The 22,493-nt window shown below is 51.2% G+C and carries 20 protein-coding genes; 4 read left to right on the top strand and 16 right to left on the bottom strand.

The window, feature by feature from the left end:
- Window positions 1-51 precede the first annotated feature (51 nt).
- The gene (gene acsA / locus ACTHRH_RS12975; protein WP_144933593.1) at window positions 52-1,773 is read right to left on the bottom strand and encodes an acetate--CoA ligase; all 1,722 of its coding nucleotides are present in this window, start codon (window positions 1,771-1,773) and stop codon (window positions 52-54) included.
- Between the two features lie 168 nt (window positions 1,774-1,941).
- Between acsA and ACTHRH_RS12970 the strand changes: the two genes are divergently transcribed.
- Together ACTHRH_RS12970 and ACTHRH_RS12965 are read left to right on the top strand one after the other, a co-directional pair.
- Window positions 1,942-2,574 (top strand): GNAT family N-acetyltransferase, encoded by a 633-nt coding sequence (locus ACTHRH_RS12970; protein ID WP_144933594.1) that lies wholly within the window; start codon window positions 1,942-1,944, stop codon window positions 2,572-2,574.
- 18 nt (window positions 2,575-2,592) lie between these two features.
- Window positions 2,593-3,789 (top strand): acetoin utilization protein AcuC, encoded by a 1,197-nt coding sequence (locus tag ACTHRH_RS12965; RefSeq protein WP_440415873.1) that lies wholly within the window; start codon window positions 2,593-2,595, stop codon window positions 3,787-3,789.
- A gap of 35 nt (window positions 3,790-3,824) precedes the next feature.
- On the opposite strand, the gene ACTHRH_RS12960 is transcribed toward ACTHRH_RS12965, so the two are convergent.
- The 5 genes from ACTHRH_RS12960 to ACTHRH_RS12940 form a co-directional block, all read right to left on the bottom strand.
- A complete protein-coding gene (locus tag ACTHRH_RS12960) occupies window positions 3,825-5,783 on the bottom strand; it encodes an Ig-like domain-containing protein (RefSeq protein ID WP_440415871.1) in 1,959 nt (652 codons plus the stop codon).
- Between the two features lie 50 nt (window positions 5,784-5,833).
- Window positions 5,834-7,294 (bottom strand): hypothetical protein, encoded by a 1,461-nt coding sequence (locus ACTHRH_RS12955; protein WP_440415869.1) that lies wholly within the window; start codon window positions 7,292-7,294, stop codon window positions 5,834-5,836.
- 472 nt (window positions 7,295-7,766) lie between these two features.
- Complete coding sequence (locus ACTHRH_RS12950; RefSeq protein ID WP_440415867.1) at window positions 7,767-8,273, bottom strand: GNAT family N-acetyltransferase; 507 nt, start codon at window positions 8,271-8,273, stop codon at window positions 7,767-7,769.
- A 107-nt stretch (window positions 8,274-8,380) separates the two neighbouring features.
- Window positions 8,381-10,312: an ABC transporter ATP-binding protein gene (locus ACTHRH_RS12945; protein ID WP_144933598.1), complete on the bottom strand. Its 1,932-nt coding sequence runs from the start codon at window positions 10,310-10,312 to the stop codon at window positions 8,381-8,383.
- Between the two features lie 136 nt (window positions 10,313-10,448).
- The gene (locus tag ACTHRH_RS12940; protein WP_144933599.1) at window positions 10,449-10,973 is read right to left on the bottom strand and encodes a hypothetical protein; all 525 of its coding nucleotides are present in this window, start codon (window positions 10,971-10,973) and stop codon (window positions 10,449-10,451) included.
- A gap of 189 nt (window positions 10,974-11,162) precedes the next feature.
- Here ACTHRH_RS12940 and ACTHRH_RS12935 point away from each other — a divergent pair, with 189 nt between their 5' ends.
- Together ACTHRH_RS12935 and ACTHRH_RS12930 are read left to right on the top strand one after the other, a co-directional pair.
- A complete protein-coding gene (locus ACTHRH_RS12935; RefSeq protein WP_440415864.1) occupies window positions 11,163-13,379 on the top strand; it encodes an ATP-binding protein in 2,217 nt (738 codons plus the stop codon).
- Between the two features lie 5 nt (window positions 13,380-13,384).
- Window positions 13,385-14,107 (top strand): response regulator transcription factor, encoded by a 723-nt coding sequence (locus ACTHRH_RS12930; RefSeq protein ID WP_379285440.1) that lies wholly within the window; start codon window positions 13,385-13,387, stop codon window positions 14,105-14,107.
- 71 nt (window positions 14,108-14,178) lie between these two features.
- On the opposite strand, the gene ACTHRH_RS12925 is transcribed toward ACTHRH_RS12930, so the two are convergent.
- The 10 genes from ACTHRH_RS12925 to ACTHRH_RS12880 all read right to left on the bottom strand — a co-directional run bounded on the left by ACTHRH_RS12925 (window position 14,179) and on the right by ACTHRH_RS12880 (window position 22,460).
- On the bottom strand, window positions 14,179-14,886 hold the full coding sequence (locus ACTHRH_RS12925) for a 5'-methylthioadenosine/adenosylhomocysteine nucleosidase (RefSeq protein WP_440415862.1): 708 nt from the start codon (window positions 14,884-14,886) through the stop codon (window positions 14,179-14,181).
- 70 nt (window positions 14,887-14,956) lie between these two features.
- The gene (ccpA, locus tag ACTHRH_RS12920; protein ID WP_379288247.1) at window positions 14,957-15,961 is read right to left on the bottom strand and encodes a catabolite control protein A; all 1,005 of its coding nucleotides are present in this window, start codon (window positions 15,959-15,961) and stop codon (window positions 14,957-14,959) included.
- 166 nt (window positions 15,962-16,127) lie between these two features.
- Entirely contained in the window at window positions 16,128-16,469 is a 342-nt protein-coding gene (gene ytxJ, locus ACTHRH_RS12915; RefSeq protein ID WP_144933603.1) for a bacillithiol system redox-active protein YtxJ, read from the bottom strand.
- Window positions 16,470-16,586: 117 nt separating this feature from the next.
- The gene (locus ACTHRH_RS12910; protein ID WP_379288250.1) at window positions 16,587-17,003 is read right to left on the bottom strand and encodes a hypothetical protein; all 417 of its coding nucleotides are present in this window, start codon (window positions 17,001-17,003) and stop codon (window positions 16,587-16,589) included.
- Window positions 17,004-17,089: 86 nt separating this feature from the next.
- On the bottom strand, window positions 17,090-17,509 hold the full coding sequence (locus ACTHRH_RS12905) for a VanZ family protein (protein ID WP_255453000.1): 420 nt from the start codon (window positions 17,507-17,509) through the stop codon (window positions 17,090-17,092).
- Window positions 17,506-18,039: a type 1 glutamine amidotransferase domain-containing protein gene (locus ACTHRH_RS12900; RefSeq protein ID WP_144933605.1), complete on the bottom strand. Its 534-nt coding sequence runs from the start codon at window positions 18,037-18,039 to the stop codon at window positions 17,506-17,508. Before ACTHRH_RS12900 ends, ACTHRH_RS12905 begins: the two co-directional genes overlap by 4 nt.
- 20 nt (window positions 18,040-18,059) lie before the next feature.
- The gene (gene ptsP / locus ACTHRH_RS12895; protein WP_144933606.1) at window positions 18,060-19,799 is read right to left on the bottom strand and encodes a phosphoenolpyruvate--protein phosphotransferase; all 1,740 of its coding nucleotides are present in this window, start codon (window positions 19,797-19,799) and stop codon (window positions 18,060-18,062) included.
- Entirely contained in the window at window positions 19,792-21,687 is a 1,896-nt protein-coding gene (locus ACTHRH_RS12890; RefSeq protein ID WP_144933626.1) for a glucose PTS transporter subunit IIA, read from the bottom strand. Before ACTHRH_RS12890 ends, ptsP begins: the two co-directional genes overlap by 8 nt.
- 196 nt (window positions 21,688-21,883) lie before the next feature.
- Window positions 21,884-22,213, bottom strand: a complete 330-nt coding sequence (locus ACTHRH_RS12885) for a spore coat protein (protein WP_144933607.1) — start codon at window positions 22,211-22,213, stop codon at window positions 21,884-21,886.
- Between the two features lie 28 nt (window positions 22,214-22,241).
- Entirely contained in the window at window positions 22,242-22,460 is a 219-nt protein-coding gene (locus ACTHRH_RS12880) for a hypothetical protein (protein ID WP_144933608.1), read from the bottom strand.
- Window positions 22,461-22,493 lie beyond the last annotated feature (33 nt).

The following is a 22,493-nucleotide window of genomic DNA, read 5'->3' as shown; positions in this document are numbered from 1 at the left end:
CTCGGTACCTTTTTCATTGCGCAGGGGGAAAATATTCTTCCCTCCTTGGCATTAATCCTCGATGGTGGATAAATCGCCTGTCGGCAAATTAAGCTCCCAAGCTTTGAGGACCCGGCGCATAATTTTACCGCTTCTTGTTTTCGGCAGCTTATCTTTAAATTCAATTTCCCGAGGCGCCGCGTGGGCGGCCAGACCTTCTTTGACAAACTTGGCAATGTCCTGCTTAAGCTCATCGGAAGGCTCATAGCCGTCTCTCAACGAGATGAAGGCTTTGATGATCTCTCCACGGACCGGGTCCGGCTTGCCGATGACGCCGGCTTCCGCAACCGCCGGATGCTCGACCAGCTTGCTCTCGACCTCGAACGGCCCGACGCGTTCACCGGCTGTCATGATGACGTCATCCACCCTGCCCTGGAACCAGAAGTAACCGTCTTCATCGACAAATGCGGAATCTCCTGAAATATACCAGCCAGGGAAGCGGAAATATTCTTCGAATTTGGCCGGATTGTTCCAGATCTTCCTCATCATCGAAGGCCATGGGGTCTTGATCGCCAGATTACCCATGCGATTCGGAGGAAGCAAATTACCCGAGTCGTCCAGAATTCCCGCTTCGACACCCGGAATCGGACGTCCCATCGAGCCCGGCTTGATATCCATGGAAGGATAGTTACAAATCAGATGGGCTCCCGTTTCTGTCATCCACCAAGTATCATGAATGCGCTGCTTGTACGTCTTCATTCCCCACCGGACCACTTCCGGATTCAGAGGCTCCCCGACGCTTAGCACATGGCGCAAAGCGGACAGATCGTATTGGGAAACGATTTCATCACCGGCACCCATCAGCATGCGGAAGGCGGTCGGAGCGCTGTACCATACCGTGACCTTGTACTTCTGAAGCGTATTGTACCAATTCTGCGGACTGAACCGGCCGCCGCGAATGACGTTGGTCACTCCGTTAAGCCAAGGGGCAAAAATTCCATAGGAAGTCCCCGTTACCCATCCCGGGTCGGCTGTACACCAGTAGACATCATCCTCACGCAAATCAAGAACGATCTTGCCGGTATAATAATGCTGAATCATGGCGTTATGAACATGAAATACGCCCTTCGGCTTTCCAGTAGAACCAGATGTATAATGTATGAGCGTTCCATCCTCGCGGTCTACCCACTCGATTTCCAATTCTTCCGATGCGGCAGCCATTTCCTTATGGAAATCAATCTGGCCGGGCTCCAGCTCCAGATCGTCGCCCACGATAATCACATGCTTTAATTCCGGGAGGTCTTTAACCGGTACACGCGGAAGCTGCGAAGGCGTTGTCACAATGGCCACTCCGCCGCTGTCCTCCATCCGGTCTCTCACAGCCTGCTCCATGAAGGCTTCGAAGAGCGGTCCGACGATCGCCCCGATCTTGATGGAGCCAAGCAAGGCAAAGTACAGCTCAGGAGTTCTCGGCATGAAGACGAATACCCTGTCGCCCTTCTTGATTCCATATTTGCGAAGCACGTTCCCGAATTGATTACTCTTTCTCTTCATCTCATCGAAGGTGTAGGACTCTTCCCGCTGATCGTCGCTATAAATTAAAGCCACCTTATCCTTCCTGGAGGATTCGGCATGACGATCTATCGCTTCATAAGCTATATTGACTTTTCCAGTTTCATGCCAGGTAAAATACTTCTCTACTTCTTCCCAACTGAAGTTTTCCCTGGCTTTCTCATAGTCTCCCAGATTGGAATGTTCAGCGGTTGCCTTCAAAACTTCTTGGCGGTCTTCCATATGGTCTCCTTGCCTCCCTTAACAAAATGTAACGCTTTCATATGTAGATTATGAAAACTTAATGACATTTCCATTATAACATAACCTGTCATCATGGTGTATTCCTTTTCACAAACTGTAAAATTTGTTATAAGTAAAGAGAGGCCACGAAAAGGAGCTGCAAGCCCTATGGAGCATATCAAAAATTACCATTCGGTTACTTTGGACCGTGACGGGAAGCAGATTGTCATTGAAGGACCTGTTGCCCCGGAAATCATTTCCCAATATACGATGCACTCGGATCTCGATGCCTTCCGCCGCCCGAAGGATCAGCAGGAAGCACTGGTGGAAATCGCCTCCCTTCCGGAAGGCAGAATTATTCTGGCCCGGGACGGAATGACGATCGTCGGTTACGTGACCTTCCACTATCCGGATGAAATGGAGCGTTGGTCGGAAGGAAACATGGAAGATCTGATCGAGCTCGGCGCTATCGAAGTAGCTAATGACTACCGGGGATTAGGCTTGGGAAAAAGCCTTATCCGGCTTGCTTTTCAAGACGGCCAATTGGAAAATGTAATCGTCTTTACGACCGAATATTACTGGCATTGGGATCTCCAGCGCAGCGGTCTTAATGTATGGCAATACAGGCAAATGATGGAAGATTTAATGAAATCGGTAGATATGGTATGGTATGCTACGGACGATCCCGAAATATGTTCGCATCCCGCCAACTGCCTGATGGTACGCGTTGGGAAAGACGTCAGTCTGGAGTCAATCGAGAAATTCGATCATCTCCGTTTCCGTCAAAGATTCATGTACTAGGCGTTAGGGGGAACTATTGTGAGTTGTCGAGCAAAATTTATTTTTGGCAATGAGGAATTGCAATACCGGTTTAACGATGATCATCCGTTCAATCCGAAGCGGCTGGAATTGACGGTTGATCTGCTTATAAAAACGGGAGCGCTTTCGTCAGCCTCCATCGTCCCTCCCAGACAGGCTACCATCGAGGAACTTGAACGGGTGCATCTTTCCGAGTATATCCAAGCGGTCCAGGCTCTAAGCCGACCGGATCCGGATGAACACGCAATCCGAGAGGCCGACCGCTGGGGCTTGATGGATGAGGATACCCCTTACTTCCCCGGGATGCATGAGATCACTTCGCTGCTGGTCGGCGGCTCGCTGGAGGCGGTGGACACGGTAATGTCGGGTCAATCCGATCATGCCCTGCATCTGGGCGGAGGACTGCATCATGCAATGCCGAACAAGGGTGGCGGCTTCTGCGTTTATAACGACGCCTCCGTAGCTATTGCGCATCTGCGCAGCAAGTACAACGCCCGCGTCATGTACATCGACACGGACGTGCATCATGGCGACGGTGTGCAGTGGTCCTTCTATACGGACCCTGATGTGTGTACATTCTCCATTCACGAGACCGGCAAATATCTATATCCGGGTACCGGACCTGTGGAGGAACGCGGCGATGGCGACGGATTCGGCACCAATATCAATCTGCCGGTGGAGCCCTATACCGAGGACGAGTCGTGGATGGACAGTTTCCGGGAAGTGCTTGGCAAGGCGGTGGCGAGCTTTCGTCCTGACGTGATCATTTCACAGCATGGCTGTGACGCCCATGCCTTCGATCCGCAGGCCCATATCCATTGCAGTATGAGTATCTATCTGCAGATGCCGCAATTTATCCACGAGCTCGCCCATAAATATTGCGGAGGCCGATGGATTGCTTTGGGCGGCGGCGGATATGATATTTGGCGCGTTGTGCCCAGGGCCTGGGCTTTGCTCTGGCTGACCATGACCGATCATCCGTTGGCAAGCGCCCTATCTTCGAAACCGCTTACTCCTCTTGCTCCGGAATGGTTGGCCCGGTGGCAGCCGGAGAGCCCTCTCCCGCTCCCGGATACTTGGCTGGACCCGGTCGAAACCTGGGAGCCCATTCCAAGGCGTAAGGAAATTAGCGAAAAGAACAAGCAGACGAAAGAAATCGCCATGCTTTACTTGCCCGATCGTCCGGTTGAGCAATGATCTCCCCCTGGAGGGGGGAGATCATCCGACCGGTCCTACTTTTCTTTTTTGACCATGACCTCCACGCTTGCGCTCAAAGTTTGGTAACGGGCTGTAATTTGGGTCTTCCCCTTGGCTTTCCCCGTCAGAACCCCATTCGTATCGATCTCCGCGACTTCGGGAGAAGGATTGACAAATTCGACTTTGTCCGTAATCTCCAATCGACTGCCATCCGAATATACGGCGATCACCTCTGCCCTCTGCTGCTCTCCTATTCTCAGTTTATACTTCTTGGCTTGGAACTCCATCGAACGGAGTACAGGCTCCGGATTCGGCCCGCCCGATTCGGTGACGGTCACTGTGGCAGCCGTCTCCAGTTCCCCATGGCGGGCGGTAATCTGCGCCGTTCCGGCAGAATAAGCGGTCACCACCCCATTCTCATCTACATCGGCAACGGTCGGCCGGCTGGATTTAAATTGACTTAGCCCGGTTACCTCGATTTCCCGGCCATCCCCATAGACTGCATAAACCACAGTGGAGTGCTTCTCTCCTACCCGAAGCCGGTAAGTATCGGCGTCCAATCGCAATCCGGCCGCGTTGGCGGAAGACAGATGCAGCCGGTATATTTTCTCATGAAGTCCGTCTGCGGATTGGACATGAATTTCCGCCGTCCCCGGCAATTGTCCGACCGGCGTTAGTGTAATCCGGGCGGCGTCCCCTGCTTTGGCCACCGGCTCCAGCACCACCGATTCCGTTTCCCCTGTGCTGATTGTAATCGAGTATTCCAACTGATCCGGATCGAAGCCTTCAATAAATTCGCCGTTGACTTTAACGTTGATCAGATCGGCGCTTGACGCCATACTGCTCGCCACCTGCAGCAGATGCTGCCCTTCCCCCATCATGAACAAGTTCCCCCGGTTATCCTGGGTCAAGTATCTTTTCCCCCGCGGATCTATCAGGTAAACGTTCTTGGTCTCGGGATCAATCATAAATAACCGGCCCGAAATGGTGCCGTATATATTGCCGTCCGGACCTATTTCCAGGAAGGCATCTCTGAAGGTGATCGAGGAATAAGCAATGTCAAACTTCGGTTCATTATAAAACACCTCTCCTCGCTCAATGTCATAGATGAACAGATTCCCTTCCGCAAATCCCCATATGTTTCCGTCCGGTCCCACTATGAGCTTGGTAACGGCTTTCTTACCGGGAACCGGCACGAACTCTTTGACTTTGACGTTTTGCTCTACATCCCAAATAAACATTTTAGCTTCGGGTTCGTTTTCCTCCGTATCGCCGTAGCTGTTCCATACGGATGAGCCGCCATAGATCATCCCGTCTTTATAAGCCATGGATACCAGACTCTGATTCAGAATGGGCTGATACCTCTCTACATTCTTGGTGGCGGTGGTATAGAAAACGAGCTGTCCGGTACGGGTATCCCTGGCCGGGGTAGTGACAATCGCCAAGGTTTCATTGCCGTTCCTTGTTATCACCTCTCCCCCATAGGCCCGCTCCTGTTTGTCCGGTCCTGCCTGATCCAGACCGAACAGCCGAACCGGATTGAGCGGCTGCGACGTATCCTTCAAATTCCATGGCTTCTTGGGATCGAATTGATGCATAATGACCCCGGGATATACCGGGATCAATACTTGATCCTCCCCGTAAGGAATGAACATTTCCCCTTGATAAAGATAATTGCCGGCCCCTACGGTTCTGGACGTAAATTGCGTCAGTTTGCGCTCTGCCGGATCAAACATGGCGTAGCCTGTTGATGTGTAGCCGGACATATAAATCGTGCCATTGTTGGCGCTTCCGGTGGAATGAATCGTTCCCGCTTCCGCGAGGACCGGCAGCAGTTTCGTTTCGGTTCGGCCTGTTTCAAAATTGTACGTAAACAGGACTCCTTCCGCACTTAACCCCACGAACGTATCGCCGGGATATTCTTCCCTGTTCAGGGAAAGGATGCTGAATTCATTGTACTGTCCTTCCATTCTAACGGGTTCAGGATTCTGCACCAAATGAACCTGCAGATCTTCCAGGTCATAATAAGCCAGCCAGCGGCCGTTCACCCCATTGTAATTAGTGTAATATTGAAACGAGAGGGAGAAACCTCACGGGCCTGGTTATTCGGGAACGTGCCTATGACCTCATCGTTGCTGGCCGAATCGAGGACAAGATCTACCACGCTTGTACCCGCTCCAGGAATTTTCAACTGGGATAATCGGGCATAAACCAGACCGTCTATGGCATCCAGATCAAAAGTGTATTTATACAGATCGGTAAAATTTTTACCGTCATACAGAAGCGGGATAAATTCTCCCGACCATTGCCCCTGCTTTCGGTCATATTTTCGGATATAAGCATCGGTAGCCAGTCCGAAATAAACGGCATCATGCACTTCATCGTATGCTATAGAATGAATATACTTCATTCCATTCCGGACAACCCCTAAATCGGTAAATTTCCCGGTATAAATATCGTATTCGAAAGCCCGTCCGAAATCGTCCTCCAATCGGGAATAGGTACCGCCATACAGCTTGCCGTCAGGAGTGGCCACCATGTCAAAGGCATTATGCCCCGCCATGATATTGGTTAAAACCTCTACTGTAGAGCTCTGCACATCATATTTCATCAGCTTGCCCGAACTATATCCCACTATATAGACATTCCCGTCCGCCCCCAGTGCCAATGCCCGGATCAACGTGTCCGGAAGGACTACCTGATCCAGCAGTGTAAGGGAGTCCAAATCAATTTTAGCCAGGTGTGCGGAGGAGCCGTTTAAATTCATGTACATGATGTTCCTGCCGTTTTCCTGAGTAAATACGGCACGGGAATTGACAACCGTTTCAATCGGCGGGCCCCAATCCGTCATGTCAAAAGATACACCCGCGTCAACGTTCATTTGGTCAACGTAGGCTTCCGCACTCTCTCCGGGAACCGTTCCCAGGACAACCCGAATATATTCTGCCCCCTCGGGAACGGTCATGGACAGTTCGGATTGCAGCCATTCGTTATGGCCGTCACTTTCCAAGGTTTGAATGCTCTGCTTGGCAAACAACTCCGGCGCCTGATCCGCTGATGAATACGCCTGAATAGCGTAATGGAGCTTACCCTGCCGCACCTGGAAATGCCCCGACGCCTTGATCAGTTGACCGGATGTTACCCGGACGGGCTTGCTGTAAAGCCACGAGGCTTGCTCCCCGCCGGAGCCGCTGATTCTCAAGCTGCGCTTGCCCTCCATGAACGTTCCTTCTGCTGACGATAGACCAAAGCTTTTATCTCCGCCTTCTCCTATCATCCACCCCGGAATCGTTCCATCCGACGAGGGCACTTCAAACCCGGCGTTTTCCAGCATATTCGCATGCAGTGTTCCGGTTTGGACCGGCTCCAGAATGGTGGTTCCAGCCGGCAGCTCATCCTCGAGGACCGCCGGTTCCCCCGCACTCTGGGCCAGCAAGGACGGCATCGGAAACGCCAAAGAACAGAAAAGCATCAACACCCAGCAAACAAGAAGCACTTTCTTCATTAACTTACCTCCTTCAAAAGATAATAAGTATAGAAAAAATGAAGCGCTTACAAAGCTGTTCGTGTTCATTCTAAAATTTTAAACGGTCATTGAATAGCATACATTTTTTAGAATTTGTAGAATAATTATGTTTTTTCAATTGGAATATCGTTCACTAATTAGAATTTCTTTCTGAATAATGCACTAGAAGACGCCTAACCTCATTCCGAACCAAACGACAAAACAGCCGAGAGAAAGTCTCGACTGTTTTATCACAAACACCGTATTAGGGTGCGGCTCGCGCCGCGAACATTAGCCCACTTAGAGGCTAAGTAATCATAAGATTAGTTAGCCTTGGCAGGAATGACGATACGGCTTGCTTCGTTTTCTTTAAGCTTTTGCAGGAAGGAGATCCTGCTGCCGCCTCCTTTTCTGATATCGGGACGTGCTGGAACCATGGACAATCACCTCCTTTCATGAGATGGACGGAACGCTATAGTCGAAAATACTGAAGCAGCTGCTCCATGCTCTGAACGTACCGGTTTTCATCAACGTCTCGGTGACTGCTCTGACGGACACCGCAAGGCCTGGCAAACTTGCTGTATAACCGGTTAAGGTAACGATGATCAGCCAGAGCGTAAAACTGGACAAGCTTGACGTCCGGCTTCTCCCGCAGGATCAGTTCGAGGAATTCACGAAATCCTGCAAAAAACACTCTCGACCCCCGGTAAGCCGACGCCAGGATGGCGGCATCGATCGTTAACGTCACTCCGGCCGAATCGGGGTCCCCGCCATATTGGTACTGGATGAATCCGATCAACTCTCCCTCGTCATTATCAAACAGCATAATGTGAGAGTCCGGCAATGTATGCATCAGGTTCAGCAAAGCGTCATGCAGTGTGTAGTCCCTATCCAGTTCCTCGCTGTTGCTCAAATAAAATCGGGTAAACCGGGCGTAATCGGCATCCTCCATGCACCGACTGGCATGTGCCCTCCGCATAATGGCCGCGCCTCCTTCTGATAAGCCCGCGCTTTTACTGCAGCGCTGTTTCCTTTACTTTGATGTGACTGCTTTTATTTGGATTGCCTTTTCAAAAGGTGTTTCTGTTAAACCACGTATTTACGAGACTCCGTTCCCTCGGTTTGCCGGGCCCACATCGAAGCATACAGCTTGTTTCTCTCAAGCAGCTCCTCATGCCGCCCTCTCTCGACGATTTGACCGTTCTCGAGCACAAAAATTTGATCCGCCCCGGCAATCGTGGCCAGCCGGTGGGATACGATGACCATCGTTTGCTGGCCAGCCAGCTTTCGTATAGTTTTCAATACAGCCGCTTCGGCTAAAGGATCAAGCGAGGCGGTCATTTCATCCAGCAGCAGCAGGGACGGCTTCCTTATCAGTGCGCGGGCCAAGGCTATACGCTGCTTTTGGCCCCCGGAGAAGTTGCCGCCGTCCTCTTCCACCACGGTCTCATATCCATGCGGCAGTTGGGCGATAAACTCGTGGATGTCCGCTTGTCGTGCCGCCTCGATCACTTCATCAAGGGATGCGTCCGGCTTGCCGAGCTTCAAATTGTAGAGCAGCGTACCGCGAAAAAGGAAGCTGTCCTGAAACACGACTCCGATGCTTTGGCGGAAGAGTTCCTCGTCGATGCAGCTCAGCCTCTCCCGGTCCATAGTCAAGCTTCCGCTTTGGGCACGCAGCAGGCCCAGGAGCAGCAGCAGTACGGTGCTCTTGCCGGAGCCGCTCGGGCCGACGAAAGCAGCGGTCGTTCCCGCCGGGATGGCGAAGCTGATGCCATCTATCACGGTCTTGCCGGGATTGTAGGCGTACCGGAGCTGATCCGCCTTGATGGACGGGCTGCGAAGGAATCCCCCCCGTTGAGCACCTGCCCGACAATCAGCGCCTGGATCAACCACGTTCGAAGCGTACCTCGTGCGGGCTTCAGCTTCCGTATTTACCGTGGAAGCTGCCACTGCGGATGCCGCTGCGAGCTGTTCCCCGGCAGTATAGGCTGCTGCCCGGCCTTCCCGGTTAAGCCCGTTCCCGCTGTTTCCGCTGCCGCCAACTTCTGTTCCGCGTACATCTTCCTCTTCCAGCAGCAAAGCGGATAACCGGTCAAGGCTTACCCGGGCACTGGCGAAGGAAGGCAGGATGGCGGTCAGATTATATACCGAGTTGCCCATCGATGTGTAAATGGTGAAGAAGGCAACCAAAGCGCCAAGACTGATGTGCCCATTAAGCGCCAGATAGGAGCCAAAGCCGATAATTGTAAAATTGACTGCCAGTAAGCTTGCGATCGGCAGACGATCGAGCGAGGCCGCCATCTTATTTTTATGGTAGTGGCTGACAAACAGCGATTTAAGCCGTGCCTCGAACCTGCCGATGAACGTGGCTTGCAGACCAAAGCCTTGAATGATCATGCGTCCGTTCAGGCTTTCCTGGACATCCCCTGCCATTCCGTCCAGTCCTTTACGATAGTCGGCAAAAGCCGCCCGCGCCCTCCCGCCAAGCAGATAAGGCGCCAGATAGATTACACTGGCTCCCGCCAGAATAATCAGTGCCATGCTCCATTGCAGGGTGAACAAAATAGCTGCGCTAATGGTAATGACCGCCAACGATTGAAGGCCAATCGTAAGAATGGACATCATCGCCCCATCGATCGCAGGCAAGTCCAGCGTGAATCGGGAGACGATTTCATTTTTGTGACCGGCAGCCTCCGATCGGGTGTCCAGGCGCTGGATTTGTTTGAACATCTTGAGCCGCAGCTCCCGTTGAACGATGGCGCTCATTTTGGCCAGCAGCCGATCGCTGAGGAAGCCGCAGCCGACACCAACGATTCCGCCGATTCCAAGAACTGCGAGAATGAGCCAGAAGGCACTGGCATTGTTCGGGTCAATCGCTTCATCGATCATGAACTTGAAGCTGAGTGGCGCCAGGGCAAGAACGGTCAGTTCGACGGATGCGGTTAGAAAAAACAGAACAAACCGCCAACCGCATGGGCGTAAGAAACCGGCCAACTGGCGAATAACTCCCCACATGCTTGTTCCTCCTTGCTGTCTCGGATAATGAGTGTTCTGTCCATCAATTAGGAGCAATCTCTTCACTAAGGGGGGGGACGCTCCGAATGAAGGATCAGCGCTGGCTGAAAGTGGACTTCTGAATGCAGCGTAAGCTTCAGCTGAAGATGCGCTGCTTGAACTTCGCCAGGTAAGTCCTCAGTTCTTCGGGAGATAGGCGGTATTCTGATACCGGCACCGATTCACTGTGTCTGCCTGCAACCAGGGTGGCGAATTTGGAAAACAGTTTATGGGAATCCGGCTGGTTGGGCGCCCAAAAGCGCAATTCTTCAACAGCAGTTGGCTGCATGCTCACATGTTCGAGCAAAAATTGCAGCCCCTGAACGAACAAACCGGTACCACGATAGGCTTTAGTAATATAAACCGACTGAATTTGGATGATCTGCACATCCCTGTAATCCTTCTCTCCGGTCCCGTGGATATATCCGAACGCACCCACGACCTGATCCTCATCATTAAAGGCCAGGACCGCTTCATTGCCCATTAACAGCGGGCTGGCGATATAGCCAAGCGTCACGGCGAAAGGATAGGGCAGCTGCAGCTCGGTATAATGCTCTAGCAGAAAATCGATATATTTGGAGTGGTAATTATAAGTTGAACAGACGGAAAAATAGAAGCTCATTCTGTCAAGGTCTCCTCCACGTTCAGATAATGACTTTCCAAGGCCAAGGGTATCGTATCAGGCGTAGTTTAAGTTTTGTTTAATTCTCTGAAAAAAAAGTGGCGGAAATTTACCAAGGCTAGCCAGTGCTCTGCTATAATGAAGCCGAAGATAGCCGATAGGCCAGCTAGGGAAGGCGGATGGAATGCAGTGTCGATCAATTCAAATAATCCTGTAGTGGAGCAACCATCCAATTTTGAAAAGAGGGTGTTACGTGCCCTGCTCGTACTTGCGGTCCTGGCGATTTTCCTCCTGCCTGCTTTTAACGCAAATGCTTTCTCAGATGAAGCGGGAATACAAGCCTCATCGGTTGAACCCGGCACGGCTTTCAATGAAGCGAAGCGGGGCGAGATGTTTTTTTTCGCTTGGCCGTACGAGGGCAAACGGACGGCGGCAGCTTTAGATGGCGAATGGGAGTTTTATTGGAACGCCCTGCTCGGGCCGGATGATTTCCGCAGCTCGGCGGCCACATTGCCCGAGCCCCAAATGGTGTCGGTGCCCGGCCCATGGACGGATTACATGCTGAAAGATGCCGGAGAGCCTGTGCCCCACGAAGGTTATGCCACGTTTCGCTTGAGGGTCTATCTTGACGAGACGCTTACCCGTGACCGGCAGACATTGGGAATCTATCCGAAAAGCATAGCATCAAGCTACCGAATCTGGATTAATGGCAGCCATAAGGGCGGAAACGGCATAGTGGGGAACGATCGCTCCGGCGAAGAGCCCGGCAGTTTCCCGAAGACGATCTATTTTGAGCCCCAGGTTGGATGGAACGAAATCATTATTCAGATATCCAACTTTTCACAGAGGAATGCAGGAATTTGGCAATCTATAGAGTTTGGCACGGCTGAGGCAATTTCCTGGATTCGCGTTGCGCGGGTAGCCGCACAGGTTTTTATCGTAGGCATTTTTTTCGTTATGGGCCTGTACTACTTATTTGTTTACTTTAATCGGAGGCAGGAGCTATCCGCCTTGTTATTCGGCTTGTTATGTCTCTCTGTAGGTGTCCGCACCATCGTGCTGGGGGAATCGACAGCGTTGTTCCTGCTCCCCGGCCTGCCTTGGGAGTGGGCGGTGAAGACCGAGTATCTGTCCATTAGCATGACAGCGCTGACGCTGCTCTTGTTCGTGCATCGGGAATACCCGCAGGAATCGTTTAGCTGGGCACCCCGGATAGGGGGCGCGGTGCTGCTTGGGTGTATGATCCTTGTATTGGCACTTCCGGCACGCGTGTACACGCATTATTTGACTGCTTTCATATGGGGCGTCCTGCTGCCGGTCCTGCTGTACGCCATTTACATCTACGGGCTGTCGGCGATTCGGCGGCGCAAGGGCTCGCTGACCAATGCGGTCGGATTTTTGTTTTTTACCGTCTTTGCTTTGAATGATATGCTGTTTTACAGCGGCTTTTTGGCTACCGATGATTTGCTGTCGATTGGTTTGTTTGCTTTTTTATTGACGCAGGCGCTCAATCTTTCGGCCCGTTTCTCGCGGGCGATGCTGGAAACAGAGCGATTAACGGCTGAACTGCAGGAAACCAACCGTTCATTGGAACGCACCGTGGAAGAGCGCACCTTTTCCTTGCGGGAAAGCAACGACAAACTCCAAAAAGCCTACGAACGCATGGCGGAAATGGAACAATTCCGGCTTCGCCTTCTGTCCAACATTTCACATGAGCTGAAAACTCCGATCACATCGATCAAAGGGTTCGCCAAAGCGCTGCGGGATGCGGTCATTACTTCGGAAGCTCCGAAATATGCGAATCGCATCTATGAACGCAGTCTTCTTCTCGAGCGGCTTATTTATGATTTGATTGAACTGACCAAGCTGGAGACGAAACAAGCGCAGTTTCATATGATGGAAACCAGCCCGATATCTTATTTCAAAGAGCTGTTTGTGAAGTATGAATGGGAGCTGCTGGAGAAAGGGATACACAGTCAAATAGTGCTGCCGCAGGAGCAAAATGCCGATAAAAGATATATAGTCCTGATAGATAGAATCCGCATAGAGCAGGTACTCGCCAATCTCGTTTCAAATGCGATCAGGCATACTCCGTCAGGAGGAACCGTCAGTCTGATATTACGGCTGGAAGAGCCGGGAGAAGCTGCCGACGGCAGCGGTTGTGCAATCGTTACGGTAAAAGATACAGGCACGGGAATTGACCCACAGATGCACAGGGTTATTTTCGAACGGTTTGGCCAAGCTGTGCAGCCGCCGGGGGCAGAGCATCGCGGAACGGGTCTGGGTCTAGCGATTTGTAAGGAAATTGTTCATTACCATGAGGGGAAAATTTGGGTAGAGAGTGAGCCGGGTGCAGGCAGTGAATTCAGCTTCTATCTCCCGATGGATAGCAAAAGAAAGGGATGACACAGATGGATCCCCAAGCGTCCAGACAAGATCAGGACATCCTGATTATTGAAGATGATGAAGATATTGCAGATTTAATCTCTATTTATTTACGCAGTCAATATTATTCCACAAGGACAGCTCCGTCCCTGAAGACAGCTTCTCAAATGTGGGCAGAGCGGAAGCCTGACCTGATCATATGCGATATTATGCTGCCCGACGGAGAAGGGACCGAGTGGATACAGGGGATCAAGCCGGAAAGCGCGGTGCCTGTAATTTTTCTCAGCAGCCGCAGCGAAAGGGAGGACATTATTCGCGGTTTGGAGCTGGGCGGAGACGATTACATCACCAAGCCTTTCGACCCGGATATTATGGTCGCTCGGGTGAAGGCACGCCTGCGCAGCTTTCCTCATAGAGAACAGCAGCATATCCAAGCTGCGGAAGATCGAAAAACGTGGAGCGACGGTCGTCTCAAACTTTCCTTTGACGGATGGGAGGTGCTCTTGAATGGGCAGCCGGTGACTTTGTCTACGAAAGAACGGCAGCTGTTGTTTTTGCTGGCGGCACATCCCGGACAGGTGTTCAGCGTCGAGCAGCTTTATGAACACATTTGGGGATTGGATGGCTGGAGCGATCCGCGCACGGTTATGGTCCACATCCACAATCTAAGGCGTAAGATTGAGGAAGATGGCGGACACCATCGGTATATCGTTACGGTTCGCGGAATCGGCTATAAATTTCAGCGCTAAATAAAACAAGACTTCCCCCGAAGGGAAGTCTTGTCGTTATCATAATCATATAGAACCAAAATAGTCAGCTATTACCCGACCAGCCTCGATACCAGCTTCTCTACTATTTGGTACGAATGATCCGCCGCCAACCGGGTAAATTCCGTAAAATTAACATGTGCCGAGCCATCTGCCTTATCCGACATGGAGCGGATAACGACGAACGGAATCTTGTTCATCTCGCATACTTGAGCGACAGAGGCTCCTTCCATTTCCGTACATGCTCCGTCCATGGTTTCGTGCAGTTCTCTAACCAAGCTCCGGTCAGCGATAAACTGATCGCCGGACAGAATCCGGCCGCTGACCGTCCGACCGGGAAACAGCTCGTTCGCACAATCCAAAGCAAGCTGACGCAGCTTCTCATCGGCTTGATAGATGGAATTGTCCTGATAAGGAATTATCCCGCGTTCAAACCCTAGAGCGGTCACATCGATATCATGTTGGATGCACTCGGTGGATACGACGATATCCCCAATATTGAGAGCCGGATTAACTGCCCCGGCGACTCCGGTGAAGACAACGGCGTCCACTTCATAACGGTCGATCAAGATCTGTGTGCAGACCGCGGCATTAACCTTGCCCACCCCGGACTTGCAGACAACGACCGGCATTCCCGCGAACTGTCCGGAGGCAAAGCGGATTCCAGCTCTTTCCTCCGTGACGACGTTCTCCATCCCGCCATGAAATCGTTCAATCTCTTCTTCCATCGCTCCGATAAGTCCTAGTTTCCGATATCCCATTGTATTCTTCCTTCCGATCTAGTGATATCATGATGCCTTGTGCCGGTCGTATCGATCACCCATCCCGGGATTATACCTGACCAACCGTCTGGCGCTCGATCACCGTGTGCGGAAGCACGTATTTGGTCTGATCGGTCGTCTCTTTATTCATTAATTTGGTCAGCAGTCTCATGGATACCGCCCCGATATCATACATCGGCTGAGCTACAGTGGTCAATTGAGGCCGTACCATGGAAGCCATACGGCTGTTGTCGACACTGATTACCGAAATATCTTCGGGTACCTTCAATCCCGCATCCTGGATGGCGTGGATAGCCCCGATCGCCATCTCGTCCGTAGCCGCAAACACGGCGGTAGGCCGGTCTTCCAAGGCGAGGAAATATTTCATCGCTTCGATTCCCGACTCGTATTTGTAATTGCCGACACGAACGTAATTTTCATTGAACGGAATAGCCGATTCTTCCAAAGCTTGCTTATATCCCTGGTAACGGGCAAATCCAAGCGAAGGATCCTGCAGCGTGCCGCTGATCATCCCGATCTTGCGATGGCCGCTATCGACAAGAAGCTTGACCGCATCGTAAGCGGCCTGCTGATGATCGATATCCACAGCCGGAATGGTATTATTATCGTCTGTTGTCGCACACAGCACGATCGGCACGGACGATGTCTTGAAAGCTTGAATATGCTCGTCCGTCACCGTTCCGCCCATGAAGAGGAGTCCGTCCACCTGCTTCTCCAGCAGCGTGTTAATGACGCGGATTTCCTTATCCTTCTTCTTGTCGGCATTACAGAGGATGATATTGTAGTGATACATGGTGGCAATATCTTCAATTCCCCGAGCGATTTCCGCCAAATTCATGTTGGAAATGTCGGGAATGACGACTCCGACAGTCGTCGTCTTCTTGCTCGCCAGCCCACGGGCAACGGCGTTGGGACGGTAGCCCAACCGCTCAATCGCTTCAAAAACCTTCTTGCGGGTCTGCGGCTTTACATTAGGGTTGTTATTAACAACCCTGGAAACAGTTGCCATGGAAACTCCGGCTTCTCGTGCTACATCATATATGGTTACGGTCACTTTGATTCGCTCCATCTATATAAAATTAATTTACTAGCATATCCGATTAGCTTAATAATACGATAATTTAATACATTTTACAAATTTTCCGTTCCATTGTTTTCCATAAGGGCGATCATCCGCTTCATTCGGATATCCAGGGAAACGGATTTCATTTGACTAACGGCTATTTCAAATTCTCCTTCAGGGACTCCTTCGTGATTCTCCAGTGAGAAGTATGCCAGGCTACCTTCCCGTCCTTAATCAATATAGCCTGCGGAGATTCGTGCTTCAGTGAAAGGGCTTCAGAGATGGCATTGGATACGGGTCTGGATTCGACTACGTGAACAAGACAGTATTCCACCTCCGGATTGGGCTCACGGTTCATATAGATCATATACTGATCATAAGCATCGGCGCTGACCGGGCAGCGGGTGCTGTGCTTAAACACAAACACGGGCTTGTCCGAGGACGACCGGAGCTTCGACTGCCAATCCTCCACCGTATTCAATTGGACTACGTTTCCCATTGGAATCCTCTCCTCATTCGAAAAGATTACTATTGGATTTATACTAACAAAAATGAAAGAAAAAAGCCAATTTTCATTGACTTTTTTCAAAAGGTTGTCCGCGCGGAAGGCAGGACGTTATGTAAAGTTAACCGTTTGGGAATAACTGGCGATCTGCCCGAGCTTCTTCCTTACCTGCTCCGCCCAGTGGTTATCCTCCAGTGATTGGGCCAATAACAGCATATCGAGCAGTTCGTTGATCCGCCCGTCGATGATCTGTTGAACCGGTTCGTTCCAATATTCGCGGTCGGCCGCTTTCTTAATAAGATAAGCCAGTTCACTGGTTTCTTCAAAGTTAAGGCGGAGCCGGCCGGGATAAGCGTCATAGGCCGAGATCAAGTCGGTCAGGTCGTTCTTGACATCCGGATAAACCTCGCTCGCTGAGCAGCCGGGGCAAGTATAGACCGGCACATGGTCAATTTCAATTTTTTTCTGATAAATTACGGTTCGCAGATGAACGGCCATCGTCTCTCCGCAAATACACTGCTTTTGCAATTGGTTCACTCCTCTGGTGCGGCACCATCTGTTTCTACTTCCCTTGGGTATTCTATCTTCAAGGTTCAAATCCTTCTCCCGCGGGGCTAGCACTTTTTGGAATGAGGCAGTTTGGCGTATTGGCGGTAGACCGGCTTAATAGAGATCAGCAGCATTGCAATGGCAGCCCCGATCCCGTCATTGCGGATATCCTTCCAATCGGACTGGCGTCCGTCCACAAAAAGCTGATGAAACTCATCAGTGGCTCCATACAAAACGCATAAGCCGATGACGGCCGCTTTAATTTTCCAGGAGGGCCTGCCGTCATCCAGAGCCCACAAATACGTCAGCGCCAGTATGAAGTAAGCGATAAAATGCCCCCAATCGAAACTTTGCATGGAAGGAATAAATTTCTGAAAAAAAGGGAGCAGCTTGTTCATGCTGCTTCCCGTCCTGGAAGATGAATAGAAAATGACAGCCATCCAAATGATTGCCGGCGTCCACCGGATCCAAAATTGTCTGTTCACTTCTTTGTATATTCGTCCAGAACGCGAATGTATTCTTTGACAAAAGCAGGCAGATCCGGCGGACGGCGTCCGGACACAATATTGCGGTCGACGACGACTTCCTCATCCACCCAGGTGGCGCCGGCATTTTCCAAATCATCACGAATTCCAGGAGTGGAGGTCATCGTATAGCCGTCCACAATTTTCGCGGAGATAAGCACCCAGCCGGCATGGCAGATTTGGGCAATCGGCTTGCCCGCCTCATGAAATTCCCTCGTAAGCTGCAGCACGGAGGAATACCTTCTCAGTTTATCCGGTGCCCAGCCGCCCGGCACGTACAGCCCTATGTAGTCTGAGGATTTCACTTCCTCAAACGAGCAATTCGTCTCCAAGGGAACTCCGTACTTCCCCTTGTAAACCCGTCCCGCCTCGGGACCGGCCAGATCTACCTCTGCCCCGGTCTCCCTTAACCTTAAAACCGGATACCACATCTCCAAATCTTCGAATTCCTCATCGACGAAAGCAAGAATCTTATAGCCCGATAAATTCATAACGGTTTTCTCCTCCCGGTTTAATCTATTTGCTTCGGATGACTATTATTATAACATTGTTCGAGCAGCCGGCGAATTTCATCGCTGCCCGTGCAATGTCGGATGTCTTCCACCACTCTTCTGCTGTGCTCCACCGAGCTCTTCAGAAGCCGTTCCTTGAGCGGAAGAAGAGTCTTGACGGACATGCTCAGCTCCTCAATGCCAAAGCCGAGCCACATTGGCAGAACCTTGGGATCTCCTGCCAGCTCTCCACACACGCTGACGGGGATTCCGCATTGTTGGGCCGCTTCAATCGTCTGCCTCAGCAGTCTTATAACCGCCGGATGGAACGGATCGTACAGGTGGGCGATATGCTCGTTCATCCGGTCGACAGCCAACAAATATTGAACGAGATCATTGGTACCGATGCTGAAGAAATCCGCTTCCCTCGCCAACAGATCGGCAGTCATCGCTGCGGCCGGCACCTCGATCATGATACCGACTTTAATCTCTTCGTCAAACGGTACATTCCGTTCTCTCAATTCCTGCTTGGCCTGTTCGAGAAGACGGTTGGCCTCCCGGAATTCCTGAACCGAGCTGATGAACGGATACATAATTTTTACATGGCCGTAATGGCTGGCGCGCAGAATGGCTCTCAACTGGGTCTTGAACAGCTCCTCGCGGTCCAGAGAAATTCGGATGGCCCGATAGCCGAGGAACGGATTTTCCTCCTCCGGAAGATCGATATAGTGAATATCCTTGTCTCCGCCGGCGTCTAAAGTCCGAATCACCAGGGATTGGCCATCCAGCATTTCGGCCACCTGCTTGTAAACCTCAAACTGCTCTTCCTCCGGCGGAAGGGAATTGCGGTCCATATATAAAAATTCCGTCCGAAAGAGCCCCACTCCCCGGGCGCCTGTCTTCAGAGCTTGCTCCAGCTCCTTCACCGAGCTGATGTTGGCCTTGAGCTCGATCTCTTTGCCATCCAGCGTAACTGAAGGCACATCGACCAATTGCTGCAGGCTTTCCAGATGGGCCAGAATCATCTCCTTGCGCTTACGGTAGTGATTCGTCGTTTCTTCATCGGGATTGACAAAGACCAGCCCTTCTTCCCCGTCCAGAATAATCATATCTCCGGTTTGAATCGGCTTCTTCAGCTTTCCGTCCAGTCCAAGGACGAACGGGATACCGATCGCCCTTGCCATAATGGCCGCATGGGAATTCATCCCCCCGACCATCGTAACGATCCCCAAAATTTTGGAAGGGTCCAGGTGAGTCCATTGGGAGGGGGTAAGCTCCCGAGTCACGAGCACATAAGGGCTGTCTTGCTCCGGAAGGGTATCTTCGAACCCGCCCAGCAAATGCTTCAGCAGACGGTTCCCGACATCGCGGATATCGGCCGCCCGTTCCTTCATATACTCGTCATCCAGCAAATCAAACATGCCGACGAATTTGTCTATCGTTTCCTTGACGGCCACTTCCGCCGCCTTGTACTGCCTCTGCATAATGGCCTGAACTTCGTTCATAAAGACGGGATCTTCCAGAATGGCCAAATGGGCATTAAAAATATTGGATTCTTCTTCGCCGATCAGCTCGGCGATATCCTGTTTGATCGTCTCCAATTCTACCTTCGATATCTGAATTCCTTCGTACAGCTTTTCAAATTCGTAAGCCAAGTCGCCCACATCCACCAGTTTATCGGGCAGATTCCATTCCCAACTGGGCAGGACAATCGCTTTTCCTATCGCGATACCGGCAGACGCTCCAATTCCTTTAATCATCAGAATGACCTCCAACTGCTGCGGCTTGTTCTTTTAACACGACGGACATGACGGCCCCTTGACCTTTCTTAACCGATTTAAAGGGAGCAAAGCTCCAGGACTTGATTCTCTCCGTATTCGTGATCAGCATAGGTGTAGCCAATGATTTGGCGTTCTGTTTCACTTTGGCCAGATTGAATTTAATCAATAATTGTCCCGGAAGAACTTCGTCTCCTTCCTGCACAGCGGCGGTAAACCAATTACCGTCAAGCTGTACGGTATCGATTCCGATATGAAGCAGGACATCCAGGCCATGCTCTGTCTCCAGACCAATCGCATGCATGGTCGGATGAATATGAACTACCTTGCCTGCAACCGGAGACACCAGTTCTCCCCGCTCAGGAATAAATGCGACGCCGTTGCCGACAATTTTTCTGGAGAAAACCTGGTCGGGAACCTCCTCCAGCGGAATCATCTTGCCTTGGACCGGAGAATTGAACAACACCTGTTTCAGATCCGTCCGCGTCACCTTGATGATTTCCTCACGGATCAATTCCGAGAACGTACCGAACACCACCTGGACGTTTCCGCCACCCAGACGGATGACTCCGGCGGCCCCCAAATGCTTTAATGCAGTGGTGTCGATCAATTTATCGTCCTGCAAAGTAAGGCGCAGACGCGTAATGCAGGCTTCTATAGTCTTTATATTATTTTTGCCGCCCAGAGCCTGCAAAATAAGCGGAGAGCGATAACGGATATCCCCTGCCCATTCTTCCAATGGAGAGCCTTCCTCCCTGCCCGGCGTCGGCAGTTGAAAGCGGCGGATGGCCCAGCGGAAGAGCACATAATAGGCTATTCCGAACAACAGCCCGATAGGAATTAACCACAGCCCTTTGGTGGACAGGTGCCCGTTAATAATATATTCCAGCAATCCGGCCGAGAACGAGAAGCCGTGTCGGATCTCCAGCTCGTAGGCAATCCACATCGACAGCCCGGACAGGATAGCATGGATGAAAAACAAGAACGGCGCCACAAATAAAAAGGCAAATTCAATCGGTTCCGTTACTCCAGTCAGAAAGCAGGCAAGCGCCGCTGTCAAGAAGGTTTTGCGGATGTTCGGCTTCAGATCCTCGCGGGCCTCTTGAATGATAGCCAAGGCAATGGCCGGAAGAGCGAACATCATAATCGGGTACAGTCCCGCCATGAAGACTCCCGCTTCCGGATCTCCGGCGAAGAAGCGGGGGAGATCCCCGAATACCGTCGTTCCGTCCGCGCGCTCGAACGTTCCGATCTGGAACCAGTATACGTTATTAAGAATGTGATGAAGCCCCGATGGAACCAACAGGCGGTAAGCGGCACCGTATATAAAGGCTCCGAACCCTCCCAAGCTTAACAGCATATCTCCGAGAGATTGTATCGTCTGCTCGACGACCGGACCGACCGCGATGATGACCATCGACAGAAAAATAGTCGCCGTTCCGACAAAGATCGGTACGAATCTGGGCCCTCCGAAATATTGAATGTATTCGGGCAATTCGATATTTTTGAACCGATGGTAGGACAAAGCGGTCAATATGCCGATAACAATGCCGCCGGTGACCCCCATTTGCAGTTCAGGTTCCATATACTTTTGAGTAATTTGCGTTAATAGAAAATAGCTCAGAAGAGCGGACATTCCCGCAATGCCTGCGCTGCCGGTAAGACCCAGAGCAACCCCTACTGCAAACAAAAACGGCAAATAGGTGAAGATCATATCGCCGGAGAAAATAAATAAATCCCCCAGCTTGCCAAGCCCCGCCGAATCCCATGGCAGCGCTCCCAGGCACAGAAAGACCGCCGCAACGGGCAAAGCAATGGTCGGAATCATTAAGGACCGGCCCAATTGCTGCAAAGTTCCCATCCAGTTCATTTCCGCTTCCTGCCCTCCTTTCCCGGGCTGGTTGTATTCATTCATTAAATTGCTTGTTCCTTGTACTCCATTATTAGATGGTAAAGCTTGCGGCTTCATTTGTAAAGTTTATATCTTCCCATTATTGTTATGAAAATGCTTACAACTTAGATGTTAGAGGCAAAGCCCGCTCAATGGGCAGGCTTTGCTTTATCGGTTATTGAAAGTTGGGGAATTGGGTACTGTAGCCGCTGAACTGGGTATGAGCCTGGCTGATTTCCTGTTGATCCGCAGCTTTCATTTTGTACCAGCCGCGCTGGAACATCTGGTCGAACACCTGATACTGCATTTGATGATACTCGTGCAAAATTTGGCCTACCGTTTGGTGGAGCTTCGGATTCTGCATTTCGTTCAAACCGATATTGTACCCGACGGTCATATATTTTATCGAGGATAATACTTCATTAATCCGGTCCCGGTCATTCATCTCCGGCCCCTTGACCTGAGGCTCCTGCGGAGATTTAGGCATGGCAATTTGTACGCTCATTGTAAGCCGCCTCCTTCTTCTTAACGGATTATTGCAGATGAGCTAATATCGACTGATAGTGCTGCTTATGCTTCTCTCCCACCTGCTTGATAAGCTGCTTTAGCTGAGGATCCGTACAGGCATTCGCCGTTTCGTTGCATTTCTTCATAGCCAGCAGTTCCCAGGACATAAAATCCTTCAAGTAGAGAAGTTCCTTCTCCGAAATCAGATTGCGGTCCGATGTCATCTGTTCGTTACCGGTCGGCATCGTTCGTAACACCTCCATGTCTGGATGTAGAAA

The organism is Paenibacillus sp. SAFN-117, from assembly GCF_051966115.1.
GTDB classification, from domain to species: Bacteria; Bacillota; Bacilli; order Paenibacillales; family NBRC-103111; genus Paenibacillus_L; species Paenibacillus_L residui.
This window is presented reverse-complemented; position numbering and strand designations above follow the sequence as displayed.